Annotated in this window: 11 protein-coding genes; 10 read left to right on the top strand and 1 reads right to left on the bottom strand. The window is 32.7% G+C overall.

The annotated features are described in order from the left end of the window. Positions 1-4 precede the first annotated feature (4 nt). The 9 genes from lpxA to DZ60_RS0102995 all read left to right on the top strand — a co-directional run bounded on the left by lpxA (position 5) and on the right by DZ60_RS0102995 (position 10,851). Positions 5-787: an acyl-ACP--UDP-N-acetylglucosamine O-acyltransferase gene (gene lpxA / locus DZ60_RS0102955; protein WP_025740359.1), complete on the top strand. Its 783-nt coding sequence runs from the start codon at positions 5-7 to the stop codon at positions 785-787. Positions 788-831: 44 nt separating this feature from the next. After that, positions 832-1,398, top strand: a complete 567-nt coding sequence (efp, locus tag DZ60_RS0102960; protein WP_025740361.1) for an elongation factor P — start codon at positions 832-834, stop codon at positions 1,396-1,398. Positions 1,399-1,419: 21 nt separating this feature from the next. Further along, positions 1,420-2,358, top strand: coding sequence for a UDP-3-O-(3-hydroxymyristoyl)glucosamine N-acyltransferase (locus DZ60_RS0102965; RefSeq protein WP_025740363.1), 939 nt, complete (start codon positions 1,420-1,422; stop codon positions 2,356-2,358). Further along, the gene (locus DZ60_RS0102970) at positions 2,351-2,740 is read left to right on the top strand and encodes a nuclear transport factor 2 family protein (RefSeq protein WP_025740364.1); all 390 of its coding nucleotides are present in this window, start codon (positions 2,351-2,353) and stop codon (positions 2,738-2,740) included. Before DZ60_RS0102965 ends, DZ60_RS0102970 begins: the two co-directional genes overlap by 8 nt. A gap of 94 nt (positions 2,741-2,834) precedes the next feature. Further along, positions 2,835-3,716, top strand: a complete 882-nt coding sequence (gene sucD, locus DZ60_RS0102975) for a succinate--CoA ligase subunit alpha (RefSeq protein WP_025740366.1) — start codon at positions 2,835-2,837, stop codon at positions 3,714-3,716. 296 nt (positions 3,717-4,012) lie between these two features. Further along, positions 4,013-6,994: a M16 family metallopeptidase gene (locus tag DZ60_RS0102980; RefSeq protein ID WP_025740368.1), complete on the top strand. Its 2,982-nt coding sequence runs from the start codon at positions 4,013-4,015 to the stop codon at positions 6,992-6,994. Between the two features lie 151 nt (positions 6,995-7,145). Beyond that, the gene (gene fabG, locus DZ60_RS0102985; RefSeq protein ID WP_025740370.1) at positions 7,146-7,892 is read left to right on the top strand and encodes a 3-oxoacyl-[acyl-carrier-protein] reductase; all 747 of its coding nucleotides are present in this window, start codon (positions 7,146-7,148) and stop codon (positions 7,890-7,892) included. Positions 7,893-7,979: 87 nt separating this feature from the next. Beyond that, on the top strand, positions 7,980-10,007 hold the full coding sequence (locus tag DZ60_RS0102990; protein WP_025740372.1) for a hypothetical protein: 2,028 nt from the start codon (positions 7,980-7,982) through the stop codon (positions 10,005-10,007). 25 nt (positions 10,008-10,032) lie between these two features. Then, complete coding sequence (locus DZ60_RS0102995) at positions 10,033-10,851, top strand: prohibitin family protein (RefSeq protein ID WP_025740374.1); 819 nt, start codon at positions 10,033-10,035, stop codon at positions 10,849-10,851. A gap of 64 nt (positions 10,852-10,915) precedes the next feature. Here the strand turns inward: DZ60_RS0102995 and DZ60_RS0103000 are convergent, their stop codons facing one another. Continuing rightward, complete coding sequence (locus DZ60_RS0103000; protein WP_152537351.1) at positions 10,916-12,040, bottom strand: T9SS C-terminal target domain-containing protein; 1,125 nt, start codon at positions 12,038-12,040, stop codon at positions 10,916-10,918. Between the two features lie 237 nt (positions 12,041-12,277). Between DZ60_RS0103000 and DZ60_RS0103005 the strand changes: the two genes are divergently transcribed. Continuing rightward, positions 12,278-15,196, top strand: a complete 2,919-nt coding sequence (locus DZ60_RS0103005; RefSeq protein WP_034228481.1) for an FAD-binding and (Fe-S)-binding domain-containing protein — start codon at positions 12,278-12,280, stop codon at positions 15,194-15,196. Positions 15,197-15,284 lie beyond the last annotated feature (88 nt).

Raw genomic sequence — 15,284 nt, forward strand, 5'->3', positions numbered from 1 at the left:
ACAGATGAATCAACCTTTAGCATACGTTCATCCAGGAGCAAAAATAGCAAAGAATGTAGTAATTGAACCTTTTACTACAATCCATAATAATGTAGTAATAGGAGAAGGAACTTGGATAGGTTCTAACGTAACCATTATGGAAGGTGCTCGTATTGGAAAAAATTGTAGTATTTTCCCAGGAGCAGTTATTTCTGCAACCCCACAAGACAAAAAGTTTAATGATGAAGACACGATTACCGAAATAGGTGATAACACAACGATAAGAGAGTGTGTTACAATCAATAGAGGTACCACCGATAGAATGAAAACTAAAATAGGTAAGAATTGTTGGATTATGGCATATTGCCATATTGCTCATGACTGTATTGTTGGTGATAATTGTATTTTTTCTAATAATAGTACGTTAGCCGGGCATATTAATGTAGGTGATTATGTGGTACTAGCAGGTATGGCAGCTGTGCAACAATTTTGTAGTATTGGTAATCATGCATTTGTTACTGGTGGGTCTTTAGTACGAAAAGATGTACCACCTTATGTAAAAGCAGCAAGAGAACCATTATCTTATGTCGGAATTAACTCTATCGGATTAAGAAGAAGAGGGTTTACCACAGAAAAAATTAGAGAAGTACAGAATATATATAGAATTTTATATCAAAAAAATTACAATAATTCTCAAGCAGTAGCGATCATTGAAGCAGAAATGGAAGCAACACCAGAAAGAGATGAAGTTTTAGAATTCATAAAAAACTCTCAAAGAGGTATTATGAAAGGATATTTCTCTAATTAATATATTAGATTAAATAATTAATAAGAAATTAAAGAATCGTAGTAATGGCAAGTACAAGTGATATTAGAAATGGATTGTGTATTAAGTACAATCATGATATATATAAAATTATTGAATTTTTACATGTAAAACCAGGTAAAGGACCTGCTTTTGTACGTACAAAATTGAAAAGTGTAACTACAGGAAAAGTGATTGATAATACATTTTCTGCCGGACATAAAATCGATGATGTAAGAGTTGAGACGCATAAATTTCAATTTTTATATCCAGAAGGAGATACTTATCACTTTATGAACACCGAGGACTATAACCAGATTACTTTAGAAAAAACAAGTCTCGATGCTCCGGGATTATTAAAGGAAGGAGAGGTAGTTACCATAATTATTAACTCAGAAGATCAAATGCCACTCTCTGTAGAAATGCCTGCAAGTGTGATATTAGAGGTTACGGCGACAGAACCAGGAGTAAAAGGAAATACTGCTACCAACGCCACAAAGCCCGCTACAGTAGAGACCGGAGCAGAAGTAATGGTGCCACTTTTTATAAACGAAGGTGATAAAATAAAAGTTGAGACAGAAAAAGGTACGTACAAAGAAAGAATCAAAGAATAAATCCTTTTCTCAATTTTTATAATGAAGTTTCCACAAGCATATACATTACAACAAATAGCTACTATAATTTCTTCAGAATTTGTAGGAGATCCGGATTTTCAGGTTTTAGGAATGAATGAAATTCATGTGGTCCAGAATGGAGATATTGTTTTTGTTGATCATCCTAAATATTATGATAAGGCATTGCAAAGTGCGGCAACCGTTATTCTTATAAATAAAGAAGTAGAGTGTCCTAAAGGAAAGGCATTACTTATTTCTGATGATCCTTTTAGAGATTTTAATACACTTACTACATTTTTTAGACCTTTTGAGAAATCAACGTCTTTAATTTCTGATACAGCAAAAATTGGGAATGACACGGTAATTCAGCCTGGTGGTTTTATAGGTAATAATGTTACCATTGGTAATCATTGTAAAATACATGCCAACGTCAGTATTTATGATAACACTGTACTAGGAAATAATGTAACTATACATGCAGGAACTGTGTTAGGAGGAGATGCTTTTTATTATAAGAAAAGACCCGAAGGATTTGATAAATTAATTTCTGGAGGCAGGGTTGTTATCGAAGATAATGTTGACATTGGTGCAGCCTGTACAATAGATAAAGGAGTAACAGGAGATACTACTATTAAAGAAGGAGCCAAAATTGATAATCAAGTACATATAGGACATGATACCGTTATCGGAAGGCGATGTTTAATAGCTTCGCAGGTGGGGATCGCAGGCTGTGTAATTGTAGAAGATGAAGTTACAATTTGGGGACAAGTAGGTATTACAAGCGGCATCACTATTGGTACTAAAGCTATTATTTCGGCGCAATCAGGAGTTAGTAAATCATTGATCGGAAATAAAAGCTATTTTGGTACTCCGGCAGATGAATTTAGAAAAAAATATAAGGAAATAGCAGCATTCAGGCAAATTCCTGATTTAATAGAAAAAATGAAAAAGAATGAGTAAGACAGTAAAAGATATTGTAAGATCTTTTTATGAAACAGATTTTGTAAATAATATAGACGCTCTTTCTGAATATTTGCATCCTGATATTGAGTTACAATGGGTTAGTAGTTTTGGTTTTAGTAAAAAGAAATTTGATGAGATTCGCACTATATTTTCTGATATAGCGCAATCTTTTGAAACCCTTACGTGTGAAATTACACAACTTATATCAGAAAATAATAAGGTCTCTGTTCAGTATACCTATTACGGAAACCCGATAGAAGTCCCTAATAAAGAATTAACCATTGCCCATTTTATGGCCATTTGGGAAGTTAAAGATGAAAAATTATATAAAGGATATCAGATCAGTCAGCATGGAGATAATGCTCCTCAAAATGTATAGCTTTTATTTCAAAAAAAGTAAATTTTCATTTCAGATATAGTTTTCAAAAGCTTATTTTTGAGAATTAAAAATAAATTAATAAAGTCGCAACGTAATGAGTGTTTTAGTTAATAAGAATTCAAAAATAATTGTACAAGGTTTTACAGGTAGTGAAGGTACTTTTCATGCTAGTCAAATGATTGAGTATGGTACTAATGTAGTAGGTGGTGTAACTCCTGGTAAAGGAGGTCAAACTCACTTAGATAAACCAGTTTTTAATACGGTTGAAGATGCAGTTAAAGAAGTAGGTGCAGATACAACAATTATTTTTGTTCCGCCAGCTTTTGCAGCAGATGCGATTATGGAAGCAGCAGATGCGGGAATAAAAGTTATTATTACTATTACTGAAGGAATACCAGTAGCAGATATGATTAAAGCTTCAAACTATATCAGTGATAAGGGATCGAGACTTATAGGACCTAATTGCCCAGGTGTTATTACACCAGGAGAAGCAAAAGTAGGTATTATGCCAGGTTTTGTATTTAAAAAAGGAAACGTTGGTATTGTTTCAAAATCAGGAACACTTACTTATGAAGCTGCAGATCAGGTTGTAAAACAAGGATTAGGTATAACAACTGCGATAGGTATTGGAGGAGATCCAATCATAGGAACTACTACCAAAGAGGCTGTTGAGTTATTAATCAATGATCCAGAAACAGAATGTGTTGTGATGATTGGTGAGATAGGTGGACAATTAGAAGCAGATGCTGCTAAATGGATTCAAGAAAGTGGTACTAAAAAACCAGTTGTTGGATTTATTGCAGGTGAAACTGCACCAGCAGGTCGTACTATGGGACATGCAGGAGCAATTGTAGGAGGTAGTGAAGATACCGCGGCAGCAAAGAAAGCTATAATGAGAGAATGTGGTATACATGTTGTTGATTCGCCTGCCGAAATTGGTAAAAAAGTAGCAGAAGTATTAAAGGTACTAGCCTAATAGAAAAGCATAAAGCATAATTTTTTATAAAAGAACCTCTTGGATGTATTCAAGAGGTTTTTTGTTTGTTACGGAGAAATAATGTGTTAAATAAAACTTAAAAAACGTAACTATACTGGTAACAACGCGTATAATAGTAAGATTAACTAGAATTAGACTTTATTATTAGATAAATAAAATAAGTAATATTAGCTGCAATATAGTGTCAGTATATTATCCATTTTTATAAGTACAGTCGGTATTTTTATTTGATAAGAATCTGGTTCATCAAACGTGTGTTTAAAATAAAAAGTAATATGAAATTCGTTAAATTAATTCTTCTACTGATTGGTGTTAGTAGTCTTAGTAATTGTAAAAAAGCAATATCCAATGAAAATATATCTCAAGAGATAACTGTAGAAAAGCATACAGATAAATCAGGCTTTAGTTACGAAACGGTGAATAATGACCCAACAGGATTACGTCTTTATACCCTAGAAAATGGATTGAAAGTCTATTTAGCAAAAAATGAAGAAGAACCAAAAATTCAGACATTAATAGCAGTAAAGGCTGGTTCTACGTATGATCCTGCTGATAATACAGGGTTGGCTCATTATTTAGAACATATGGTATTTAAAGGAACGGATTCTATAGGTACTCTAGATTATGAAAAAGAAAAGGTATTGTTGCAAAAGATATCTGATTTGTATGAGGAGCATAAAGCAGAAAAAGATGAAGATAAAAAGAAAGATATCTATAACAAAATAGATGAAGTTTCTCTTGAAGCTTCTAAATTATCTATTGCTAACGAATATGATAAATTGGTTAATTCTCTTGGAGCAGAAGGAACAAATGCTTTTACATCAAATGAACAAACTGTTTATGTAAATAAAATCCCAACAAATGAATTAGAAAAATGGCTAGATATTGAGAGTGAACGATTTAGTAAATTAGTATTGCGATTATTTCATACAGAATTAGAAGCCGTTTATGAAGAGTTTAACCGATCACAAGATAGTGATAGAAGTAAGCAGTATCAAGCTACTTTAGAACTACTATATCCTAATCATCCTTATGGTAAACAAACGACCATTGGGGAGTCAGAGCATTTAAAAAACCCTTCTATGAGGGCTATTCAAGCGTATTATGATACATATTATGTTCCTAATAATATGGCTATCATTTTGGTAGGAGATATCGAATTCGAAGATACTATCAAAAAAGTAAACGATGCCTTTGGGTCTTATGAGTACAAAGAAGTGAACCATCCGGATTTTTCTGAAGAAGCAGAGATACAAACCCCCAGAAAAAAGGAAGTTTATGGCCCAACTGCAGAATCTATATATGTGGCATTTAGAACACCGGGATTTGGTACAAAAGAACACAATATGTTTTTTCTAATAGATTATTTATTAGCAAATTCTCAAGCGGGTCTAATTGATCTCAATCTTAATCAAAAACAAAAAGTGCAGTATGCGTCCTCTTTTACAAACTTTGATAATGATTATGGATTTCATCTATTATATGGTATGCCAAAAGAAAATCAAACTCTTGATGAAGTAAAAGAACTGTTGTTAAATGAAATCGAAAAGATAAAAAAAGGAGAATTTGATGATTGGCTAATTGGCGCAGTAATCAATGATCTTAAATTAACCCAAATAAGAAAATTTGAAAATGCTACCCCGATCGCTTACGAATATTTAAGTGCTTTTATACATTCAACAGAATGGAAAGATCGTTTAGCTATGTTGGATGATATGAATAAAATAACGAAGCAAGATGTAATAGATTTTGCAAATAAAAATTATAGTACTAATTATATAGAAGTCCATAAAATAAAAGGAGAAGATAAAAACATAGTAAAGGTAGAAAATCCGAAAATTACACCGATTGATCTTAATAGGGATAAAGAATCTCATTTTCTGCAAAACTTGATGAAGAAAGATTCTAAACCACTAGAACCAAAATTTGTAGATTATAAAAGTGCTATAAAAACAACCAAAACAAAAAGTGGTTTAGAAGTTTCGTATGTAGAAAATGAGACGAATGATTTATTTAATCTAAATCTGATTTTTGATTTAGGGATTGATAATGATAAAATGTTATCTATTGCCTCTGGGTATTTTGATTTTTTAGGAACTGATAAATATTCTCCAGAAGATCTCAAAAAAGAGTTTTATAAATTAGGAATCAATTACTCTATTAATTCTTCAGAGGATAAAACTCTTGTCGGTATCTCGGGGCTTAAAGAAAATCTGGATCAAGGCTTATTATTGTTAGAAGATTTATGGAAAAATGCGGTTCCTAACCAAGAAGCATATGATAAATATATTGATAGAATAGCAAAGGGGCGACAAGACGGGAAAACCCAAAAAGGAAATATTCTATGGGGAGGTCTTATGAGTTATGGTAAGTATGGAGAACACTCAGGATTACGTAATATCTATACTATAAAGGAAATGAAGACTATGAACCCTCAAGAATTAGTAGATAAAATTAAAGGGTTGTCTGAACTAAAACATCGCATATTTTATTACGGAAATGATATAAACGGAGCTATCTCATCACTAGATAAAACCCATGCTATAACTGAAGATTTAAAGGAGTATCCTGAAGCACTGACGTATGTAGAAAAAGAAACAGGAGGAAATGTCTATTTTGTGGATTATGATATGGTTCAAAGCGAAATGGTATTTCTAGCTAAAGGATCAGAATTAGATCCTAAAAAAATGGCCGCAGCAAGTGTATTTAACACCTATTTTGGAAGCGGGTTGTCTTCCATTGTTTTTCAGGAGATAAGAGAATCTAAATCTCTTGCTTATTCTGCATTTTCTAAATACGATATTGCAAGTAAAAAAGGGCAATCAGATTATGTATATGCCTACATAGGAACCCAAACCAATAAGATGTCCCAGGCAGTAGACGCAATGATGGATTTGATGACCAATATGCCTGAATCAGAACAACAATTTAAGCAGGCAAAAGAAGCTACCCTTAAAAAAATAGCGGCAAAGAGAATTACAAAAGATAATATCTTTTGGACATATGAACGATTAAAGAATAGGGGTATTGAAGTAGATCATCGAGAAGAAATTTATCATGCAATAAAGAACATGACAATGTCTGATCTTAAAGAATTTTTTGAGAAAAATATTAAAGGAGAAACCTATAATATTCTTGTTATTGGTAATAAAAAAGAAATAGATATGAAGGCGCTGTCAAAATTAGGAGTTGTTAAAGAATTTGACATTGATTATCTCTTTAATTATGAAAAGAAAAAAGAAGATATAAAACTATAAATTAGCTAAACCTAGTTATACAGTAATTTGTTTATAAACCCTGCGAGAAATCGTAGGGTTTATTGTTGATGAGCTATTTGTTATTCTTATATTTGAAACTACATTGAATCATAAAGGGCACTATTGTGTCGAAAAAATAGAATTAAAACTAATGAATCTTTTAGAAGGTAAAACAGCCATTATCACAGGTGCTACTCGTGGTATAGGTAAAGGAATAGCGCAGGTTTTTGCGCAACAAGGAGCAAATGTTGCTTTTACTTATAGTTCTTCAGTCGATGCAGCAACAGCATTAGAAAAAGAATTAAATGAATTAGGTGTTAAAGCAAAGGGATATCAAAGTAATGCAGCTAGTTATGAACAAGCGCAAGAACTTATTGCCAATGTTTTAGAAACTTTTGGCGGTATAGATATTTTGGTAAATAACGCAGGTATTACAAAAGATAACCTCTTAATGCGTATGAGTGAAGAGGATTTTGATGCTGTAATAGAAGTAAACTTAAAAAGTGTTTTTAATATGACCAAAGCTGTTCAAAGAACAATGCTTAAGCAGCGTAAAGGAAGTATTATTAATATGAGCTCTGTAGTAGGAGTAAAAGGAAATGCTGGTCAAGCAAATTATGCGGCATCTAAAGCAGGTATTATTGGTTTTTCGAAATCAGTAGCATTAGAACTAGGATCCAGAAATATTAGAAGTAATGTTGTCGCACCCGGTTTTATCGAAACAGAAATGACCGAAAAACTTGATGAAAAAGTAGTAGACGGATGGCGTAATGCTATTCCACTTAAAAGAGGAGGGACGCCAAAAGATATTGCAAACACATGTCTTTTTCTTGCTAGTGACTTAAGTGAATATACCACAGGACAAGTATTTAATGTAGATGGAGGAATGCTAACATAAGATATGAAAGACAATGGATATAGGTCGATAAATATATCATAGTATTTAATCGGCCTATTTCTATTGATCTCTTTCTAAGTTCAAAATATGCAAGCAGAAACAGTTTTATTGATTATTGCAGCGTTCATAATCGCACTAATAGTAGCGATATTTCAATATGGATATAAGGCAAAGACCACAACGAAAAAAAAGTTTTTCTTTTCTTTTATACGTTTCCTTAGTGTGTTCGCATTACTTTTGCTATTAATCAATCCTACTTTCAAACAGCATACCTATTATACCAAAAAACCTACATTGGTAATTGCTGTCGATAACTCTTCTTCGATAAAACACCTCGAAAAGGATCAAGAGGTAGTTCAGTTTGTTAGTCAAATACAAGATAATAAAGAGCTTGGTGAAAGGTTTGATTTAAAGTATTATTCATTTTCTGATGTTTTAAATGATTCTATATATACTTCGTTTGATCAGAAACAAACGAATATATCAAAAACCTTAGAAGAATTAGACCAAGTTTATAAAAATACTACCGCTCCGATACTTCTTATTACTGATGGTAATCAAACCTATGGTAAGGATTACCAGTTCAGTACCACCCGCTATAAACAAGCAGTATACCCTATAATTTCGGGAGATACAATGACTGTAGTTGATACTAAGATTCAACAACTTAATGTAAACCGATATGCATACCTGAAAAATAAATTTCCTATAGAGGCTATTTTGACATATTCGGGCTATAAAAATATAACAAGTACCTTTCAGATTACTTCTGGATCTGCAGTTATATATTCTGAACCTGTTTCATTTTCAGAAGAAAATAATTCAAGCGTTATTAATATTACATTACCCGCAAACAGTGCAGGTGTGCAAAAATACACTGCTAGACTTATTCCGCAGGATAATGAAAAAAATATAATAAATAATAAAAAGAACTTTGCGGTAGAAGTTATTGATCAAAAAACAAACATATTACTTGTAAGTGATATGGTACATCCGGATTTAGGAGCAATAAAAAAGAGTGTAGAAAGTAATGAACGCCGAAGCATTACTATCAATAGACCAAATGAAGTCAAAAATTTGGATGATTACCAATTGATTATTTTATATCAACCTAATACGAGGTTTAAAAAAGTATTTGAAAATCTATCAACCAACAAAAAAAATTATTTAACAATTACGGGGGCAAAAACAGATTGGGTTTTTCTAAACCGTATTCAAAATAAATATAGACAAGAAATAACGAGGCAAACCGAATACTACGAATCAAGATTTAACTCCAATTATAATACCTATCTTATTGATGATATAGGTTTCACGAATTATCCACCTTTATTGGGTACCTTTGGCGATATTACATTGAATACAAATCATGATATTGTTTTGTATCGCACAATTAGTAATATAGAAACCGAAGATCCATTATTAATTACGCTAGAGGATACAAATAAAGAAGCTCTGTTATTAGGAGAAGGAATATGGAGATGGAGAGCACAAAACTATTTAGATACTAAAAAATTTGAAGGTTTTGATGATTTTTTTGGAAAGTTGATTCAATATTTAGCATCTAATAAAAAGAAGAAAAGACTTTCAACTTCATCAGAATCATTTTATTACGGAAACTCAAATATTAAGATTACTGCGGAGTATTTTACAAAGAATTACGAGTTTGATAGTCGAGGAAATTTAAAAATTAATATTACCAATAAAGACACTAATACCAGTCAAACAATACCCATGTTACTAAAGAATACTTCTTACGAAGTCGATTTAAGTAACCTCGAAGCTGGGAATTATGAATATACGGTAGAAGTGTTGGGTGAAAATATAAAAAGTTCTGGTAGTTTTGCCATTCTCGAATATAATATAGAGCAACAATTTCTTACAGCAGATGTAACAAAACTAACCCAATTAGCTACTAATACTAAAGGAACAGCATATTATCTAGATCAACAAGAAGAATTGATAAATAATATATTGAAAGATCAAAGGTATCAAGCTATTCAGAAAAGCAAAGAAAATACAATGTCTCTAATTGATTGGAAATATCTTTTGATTATTGTGATTATCCTACTTTCTATAGAATGGTTTGCACGAAAATATAATGGACTAATTTAAAATTAAAAACTCAAGATTTATTATTATGGAAAAATTACCAAAAATAGGATTACCTATTCTTATTGCAATTGTATTAATGATTGTATTTATTTCTAAATCATCAGTTAATATAGGTTATGGTGAAGCAGGTGTTTTGTTCAAAACTTTCGGTGGAGGAGTTGTAACAGATGAACCAGCATTAGGAGAAGGGTTTCATATTATTGCTCCTTGGAACAAAGTATATGTTTATAATACCAAGCAGCAGGAAGTATTCGAAAAGAAAATGCAAGTATTATCATCGAATGGATTAGAAATATCATTAGATGTATCTGTTTTATATCAGCCTAAAATAGAAAAACTAGGTATGCTTCATCAAACCAAAGGAGAGGATTATCTTAATATTGTTATCGTGCCAGAGATTAGAGCTGTTGCGAGAAGTGTTGTAGGGCGTTACACACCAGAACAATTATACTCTACAAAGAGAGATGCAATTCAAAACGAAATTTTTGAAGAAACTAAAAAGAAAGTAGATGGGCAGCATGTTCAATTAAATGCGGTGCTCGTTAGAGATGTAACATTACCGATTGCTATAAAAGAAGCGATTGAACGTAAGCTAAAGCAAGAGCAAGAATCATTAGAATATGAATTTAGAATCGAAAAAGCAAAGAAAGAGGCAGAAAGACAGAGAATTGATGCAGAAGGTAAAGCAGCTGCTAATACAATTTTAAGCGCTTCTTTAACTGATAAAATTCTAAAAGAAAAAGGAATAGAAGCAACGTTAGAATTATCGAAATCTCCTAATGCAAAAGTAGTTGTGGTAGGATCAGGAAAAGATGGTATGCCATTAATTTTGGGTGATCAATAATAAATTTAATTGCTTTTTAAAAAACTGTCTATGATTTTTTCATAGACAGTTTTTTTTTATTTTTTTACCAAACTCTACTGTTGCCGCTATCAGTATTAAAATTCTGTAATTCTTCCCAGATAATATTTAGTGTACTTGTATAGTTTTCATGAACCAAAGCGTGTACTGTCTCAGGAATAGTAAAGTTCGCAGGTGGTTGCACTCCATACATCGCAGAATAGGTAATTAAGCTCGCCAAAAAATATAGTGTAGCTCTCCCATGAGGAGCACCGTCTTCATATAAATCAGTTACAGGTATCCCGCTCAGAGGTGTATCAGTAAATAACTTACTCATTATAGGGCCAACAGGAATCATTTTGACATTAATCTCAGGTCGGTTAGATATGATGGCATCATGATAATCCAACCACCAGTCATGAAATTCTCCCATCGTATGCTGGTTGTAAAAATCGAATTCTGAGTCAGTAGGAGGAAACGAATTAATGAGTCCATCCATATCAGGCCAATTTTCATAAATATATACGGTTACCTCAGGCTCTTCTTGTACCACCCAATCAACAATATCCAAAGTGGCTGAGATAGGAGTTACATTGTCTACATTGTTTTCGAAATCGTAAGGTACATCACTCCCTTGATATTGAACAAAATTCCCTGCTGTCAGTAAAATAGTATTAAAGTCAGCATTAGAAAAAGGTGTTCCCGCTTCAGAGTTCCATAGTCCTTGTACACCATCAACACCCCATTGTGCAGTTGGTGGAAGATTAGCGTGACCCGGTAAAAAACCATATTGTCCATCTCCAGCATAATTATATCCTGCCGATGTAGATAAAGCACCTAACCAATAGGGTACTGTTGTCTCATCAGAATCTGTCGCATGAAGAATTAAGCTATGTCCAAAAATATAGTTTCTTACATTGGTAAGCAACGGAGTTGTTCCGTCTACAGTATGTTCATTTCCTTGATTATCTTCTCCATCTTCATTTCCTTCTGAATCCTCATTTTCTTCTTCCTCTTCTTCAGAATTATTATTTTCTTCTTCACTTTCCTCAGGATCATTATTTTCTTCTAGTTGTTCTTCATCAATAATTTCTAGTTCTTCATCTAAATCGAAATTGTCCGTATTGGTGCAATTCACAAATATAATTGAAAATAAAAACGTTAGTAAAGCCAGAGATTGTCTTGTCATCATCTTTTTTGAGTATTAGTTATTATTTCTTTTGATCGACATTAAGTGAACGCGCATAGGACAAAGTACCCTACCCATTAATTTTTTTATTTGTCTTTTTTCGATACTTTCCTATGTAATTAGTAGATCAAAAAGTCTTATAAATGTCAAAATCTATATTTTTTTGATTAGTATTGCGAAGACTTTCTTTGTATCGATTTTATAAGAAAACATCAATAATCTTTAAGAATTTAATTGTTTATGATTAATAAGGAAATAGTAGCGCTAAATGATAAACTCGAAGGAGAAGTGTTTATTGATGAGTTAACAAAAGCGCTCTATGCAACAGACGCCTCAGTGTATCGAAGGATTCCATTGGCAGTTGTTTTTCCGAAGTCTGTTAATGATATACTACGAATAGTTGATTTTGCTTCAAAATATAAGATAGGTCTGATTCCGAGAACAGCAGGTACTTCGTTGGCGGGTCAATGTGTGGGAGATGGTATTGTGATTGACCTCTCTAAATATTTTACTCAAATAATATGTGTCGATAAAGAGAAAAAAACAGTAACTGTTCAACCAGGGGTTATACGAGATGATCTTAATCGTTTTCTAAAGGAGTATGGACTTTTTTTTGGACCCAATACTTCGACATCAAATCGATGTATGATCGGAGGAATGGTAGGAAACAATAGTAGTGGTACTACCTCAATACAATATGGAGTCACTAGAGATAAAGTTATTGAATTGCACGCTGTTTTATCCGATACTACTGAGGCGGTATTCTCAGAAATTTCTTTGACTGAATTTAATACAAAAAAGCAGTTAGATACATTAGAAGGAAAGATATATAATAAAATATATGAAGAATTATCTCCTTCGTCTGTCAAGGAGCAGATTCGATCCAATTTTCCTAAACCCGAAATTCATCGTCGTAATACTGGCTATGCAATTGATGAATTAATTAATACCGAAATTTTTTCGGATATAGATTCTCGTTTTAATATGTGTAAGTTGTTATCAGGTAGTGAAGGTACGCTTGCTATTACAACCCAAGTCACATTACAATTAGATAGTTTGCCTCCGAACAAATCGCTAATGATTGCTGCGCATTTCGCTAGTATCAATGATTGTATGAAAGCAGTAGCTCCTATTATGAGCCATTCATTGTTTACTTGTGAAATGATGGATAGAACTATTCTTGATTGTACCAAGAATAATAAAGAACAGCTTAAAAATCGCTTTTTTATTGAGGGAAACCCTGAAGCAATTCTTATGTTAGAATTAAAAGCTGATACTACAGAAGAATTAGAAAAACAGCAATCACAATTACTTAAGACACTTGAGGATTCGGGACTAAGTTATGCAAATCCCATACTATATGGTTCAGAAATTGACCAGGCCTTAGAGCTTAGAAAAGCTGGGCTTGGGCTTCTAGGAAATATTGTTGGTGATAAAAAAGCGGTTGCATGTATAGAGGATACTGCAGTCGCTATTCCTGATTTGGCAAAATATATAGCCGAGTTTACAGATTTAATGAGATCGTATAATCAAGATGCAGTTTATTATGCACATGCAGGAGCAGGAGAGATTCACCTTCGCCCTATTTTGGATCTTAAAAAGAAAACAGACGTTACCTTATTTAAAAAAATTACTGATGATGTAGCTGTACTTGTTAAAAAATATAAAGGGTCTATGAGTGGTGAACATGGTGATGGTATTGTTCGTGCTGGTTACATCCCGTTTATGATAGGTGATAAAAATTATCAGATTTTAAAAAGAATTAAAGGAGTTTTTGATCCTGATAACATCTTTAATCCAGGAAAAATAATTGATTCCTATCCCATGGATCAAAAGCTACGATATGAAATAGATCGAGAAGAGCCTCTAGTAGAGACACTACTTGATTTTAGTGATTCCTTAGGAATACTAAGGGCTACCGAAAAATGTAATGGTAGCGGAGATTGTAGAAAATCGGTAGAAGCAGGAGGTACCATGTGTCCTAGCTATAGGGTTACAAAAAATGAAAAAGACACAACACGAGGAAGAGCGAATGCACTGCGAGAATTTTTGACAAACAGTGAACAGGTTAATAGGCTTAATACCAAAGAGTTAAAAAATGTGTTTGATCTATGCCTTAGTTGTAAAGGTTGTGCTAGTGAATGTCCTTCGAATGTAGATGTGGCTGCATTAAAAGCAGAATTTGAATATCAGTACCAAAAGGAAAATGGAGTTTCGCTGAGAACAAAACTTTTTGCCTATAATAATCAATTAAATGCCTTCGGAAGTTTGAGCCCGATGATTACAAATTTTATTTTTAGAAATAAATTTACTTCTCATATCCTAAAAACTTCTTTTGGGATTGCCTCAAAAAGAAATTTACCCGAATTGAGTAATCAATCTTTACGTAGTTGGTGCAAACAAAATTTGTATAAAATACAACCTAATCAACCTATTAAAACAGTATGCTTTTTTATAGATGAGTTTACGAATTATCTAGATACATCTATAGGAATTGATGCTATTGTATTATTAACTAAGTTAAATTATAAGGTTGAAGTAGTAGATCATAAAGAAAGTGGAAGATCTTTTATCTCTAAAGGTTTATTAAAACAAGCAAAAAAACTGGCAGATTATAATATCGTAACTTTTAAGAATGTTTTGAACTCTGAAATACCATTAATAGGACTAGAGCCTTCGGCTATATTAACCATAAGAGATGAATATTTGAGATTGGCATCAGATAAAAATACCGCCGAAACTATAGCAAAACAAACCTTTCTTATTGATGAGTTTTTGGCTTCAGAAGTAGAAAATGGTTGGATAACAACAGATCAATTTAGTGAGGAACATAAAGTCATCAAATTGCACGGACATTGTCATCAAAAAGCCTTGTCAGGTATCCATAAAACTTTTACAATACTTAATACACCCAAAAACTTTACGGTTACAATAATACCTTCGGGATGCTGCGGTATGGCTGGGTCTTTTGGGTATGAAAAAGAACACTATGATATTAGTATGCAGATAGGAGAGCAAACCTTGTTTCCCGCTATTAGAAAATCAGAAAAAGAAATAATCATTGCTGCTGTTGGCACAAGTTGTAGGCATCAGATAAAAGATGGAACAGATCGGGTAGCGTTGCACCCTGTTACAATTCTTAGAAAAACATTGATTTAAAAATTAAAAGTTTCGCATAAAATAGTAATAATAAGAAAACGCATCGGTCTGTTTGTGAAAATGATCCAAAATGGTCATATTTTTGGTT

Origin of the sequence: Aquimarina pacifica, from assembly GCF_000520955.1 — a bacterium.
Lineage (GTDB): Bacteria > Bacteroidota > Bacteroidia > Flavobacteriales > Flavobacteriaceae > Aquimarina > Aquimarina pacifica.

Coding starts and splice junctions, on each gene's coding strand:
- DZ60_RS0102965 (WP_025740363.1), top strand. CDS start 1,420: ATGAAGTTTCCACAAGCATATACATTACAACAAATAGCTACTATAATT.
- fabG (WP_025740370.1), top strand. CDS start 7,146: ATGAATCTTTTAGAAGGTAAAACAGCCATTATCACAGGTGCTACTCGT.
- sucD (WP_025740366.1), top strand. CDS start 2,835: ATGAGTGTTTTAGTTAATAAGAATTCAAAAATAATTGTACAAGGTTTT.
- DZ60_RS0102980 (WP_025740368.1), top strand. CDS start 4,013: ATGAAATTCGTTAAATTAATTCTTCTACTGATTGGTGTTAGTAGTCTT.
- efp (WP_025740361.1), top strand. CDS start 832: ATGGCAAGTACAAGTGATATTAGAAATGGATTGTGTATTAAGTACAAT.
- DZ60_RS0102995 (WP_025740374.1), top strand. CDS start 10,033: ATGGAAAAATTACCAAAAATAGGATTACCTATTCTTATTGCAATTGTA.
- DZ60_RS0102970 (WP_025740364.1), top strand. CDS start 2,351: ATGAGTAAGACAGTAAAAGATATTGTAAGATCTTTTTATGAAACAGAT.
- lpxA (WP_025740359.1), top strand. CDS start 5: ATGAATCAACCTTTAGCATACGTTCATCCAGGAGCAAAAATAGCAAAG.
- DZ60_RS0103000 (WP_152537351.1), bottom strand. CDS start 12,040: ATGATGACAAGACAATCTCTGGCTTTACTAACGTTTTTATTTTCAATT.
- DZ60_RS0102990 (WP_025740372.1), top strand. CDS start 7,980: ATGCAAGCAGAAACAGTTTTATTGATTATTGCAGCGTTCATAATCGCA.
- DZ60_RS0103005 (WP_034228481.1), top strand. CDS start 12,278: ATGATTAATAAGGAAATAGTAGCGCTAAATGATAAACTCGAAGGAGAA.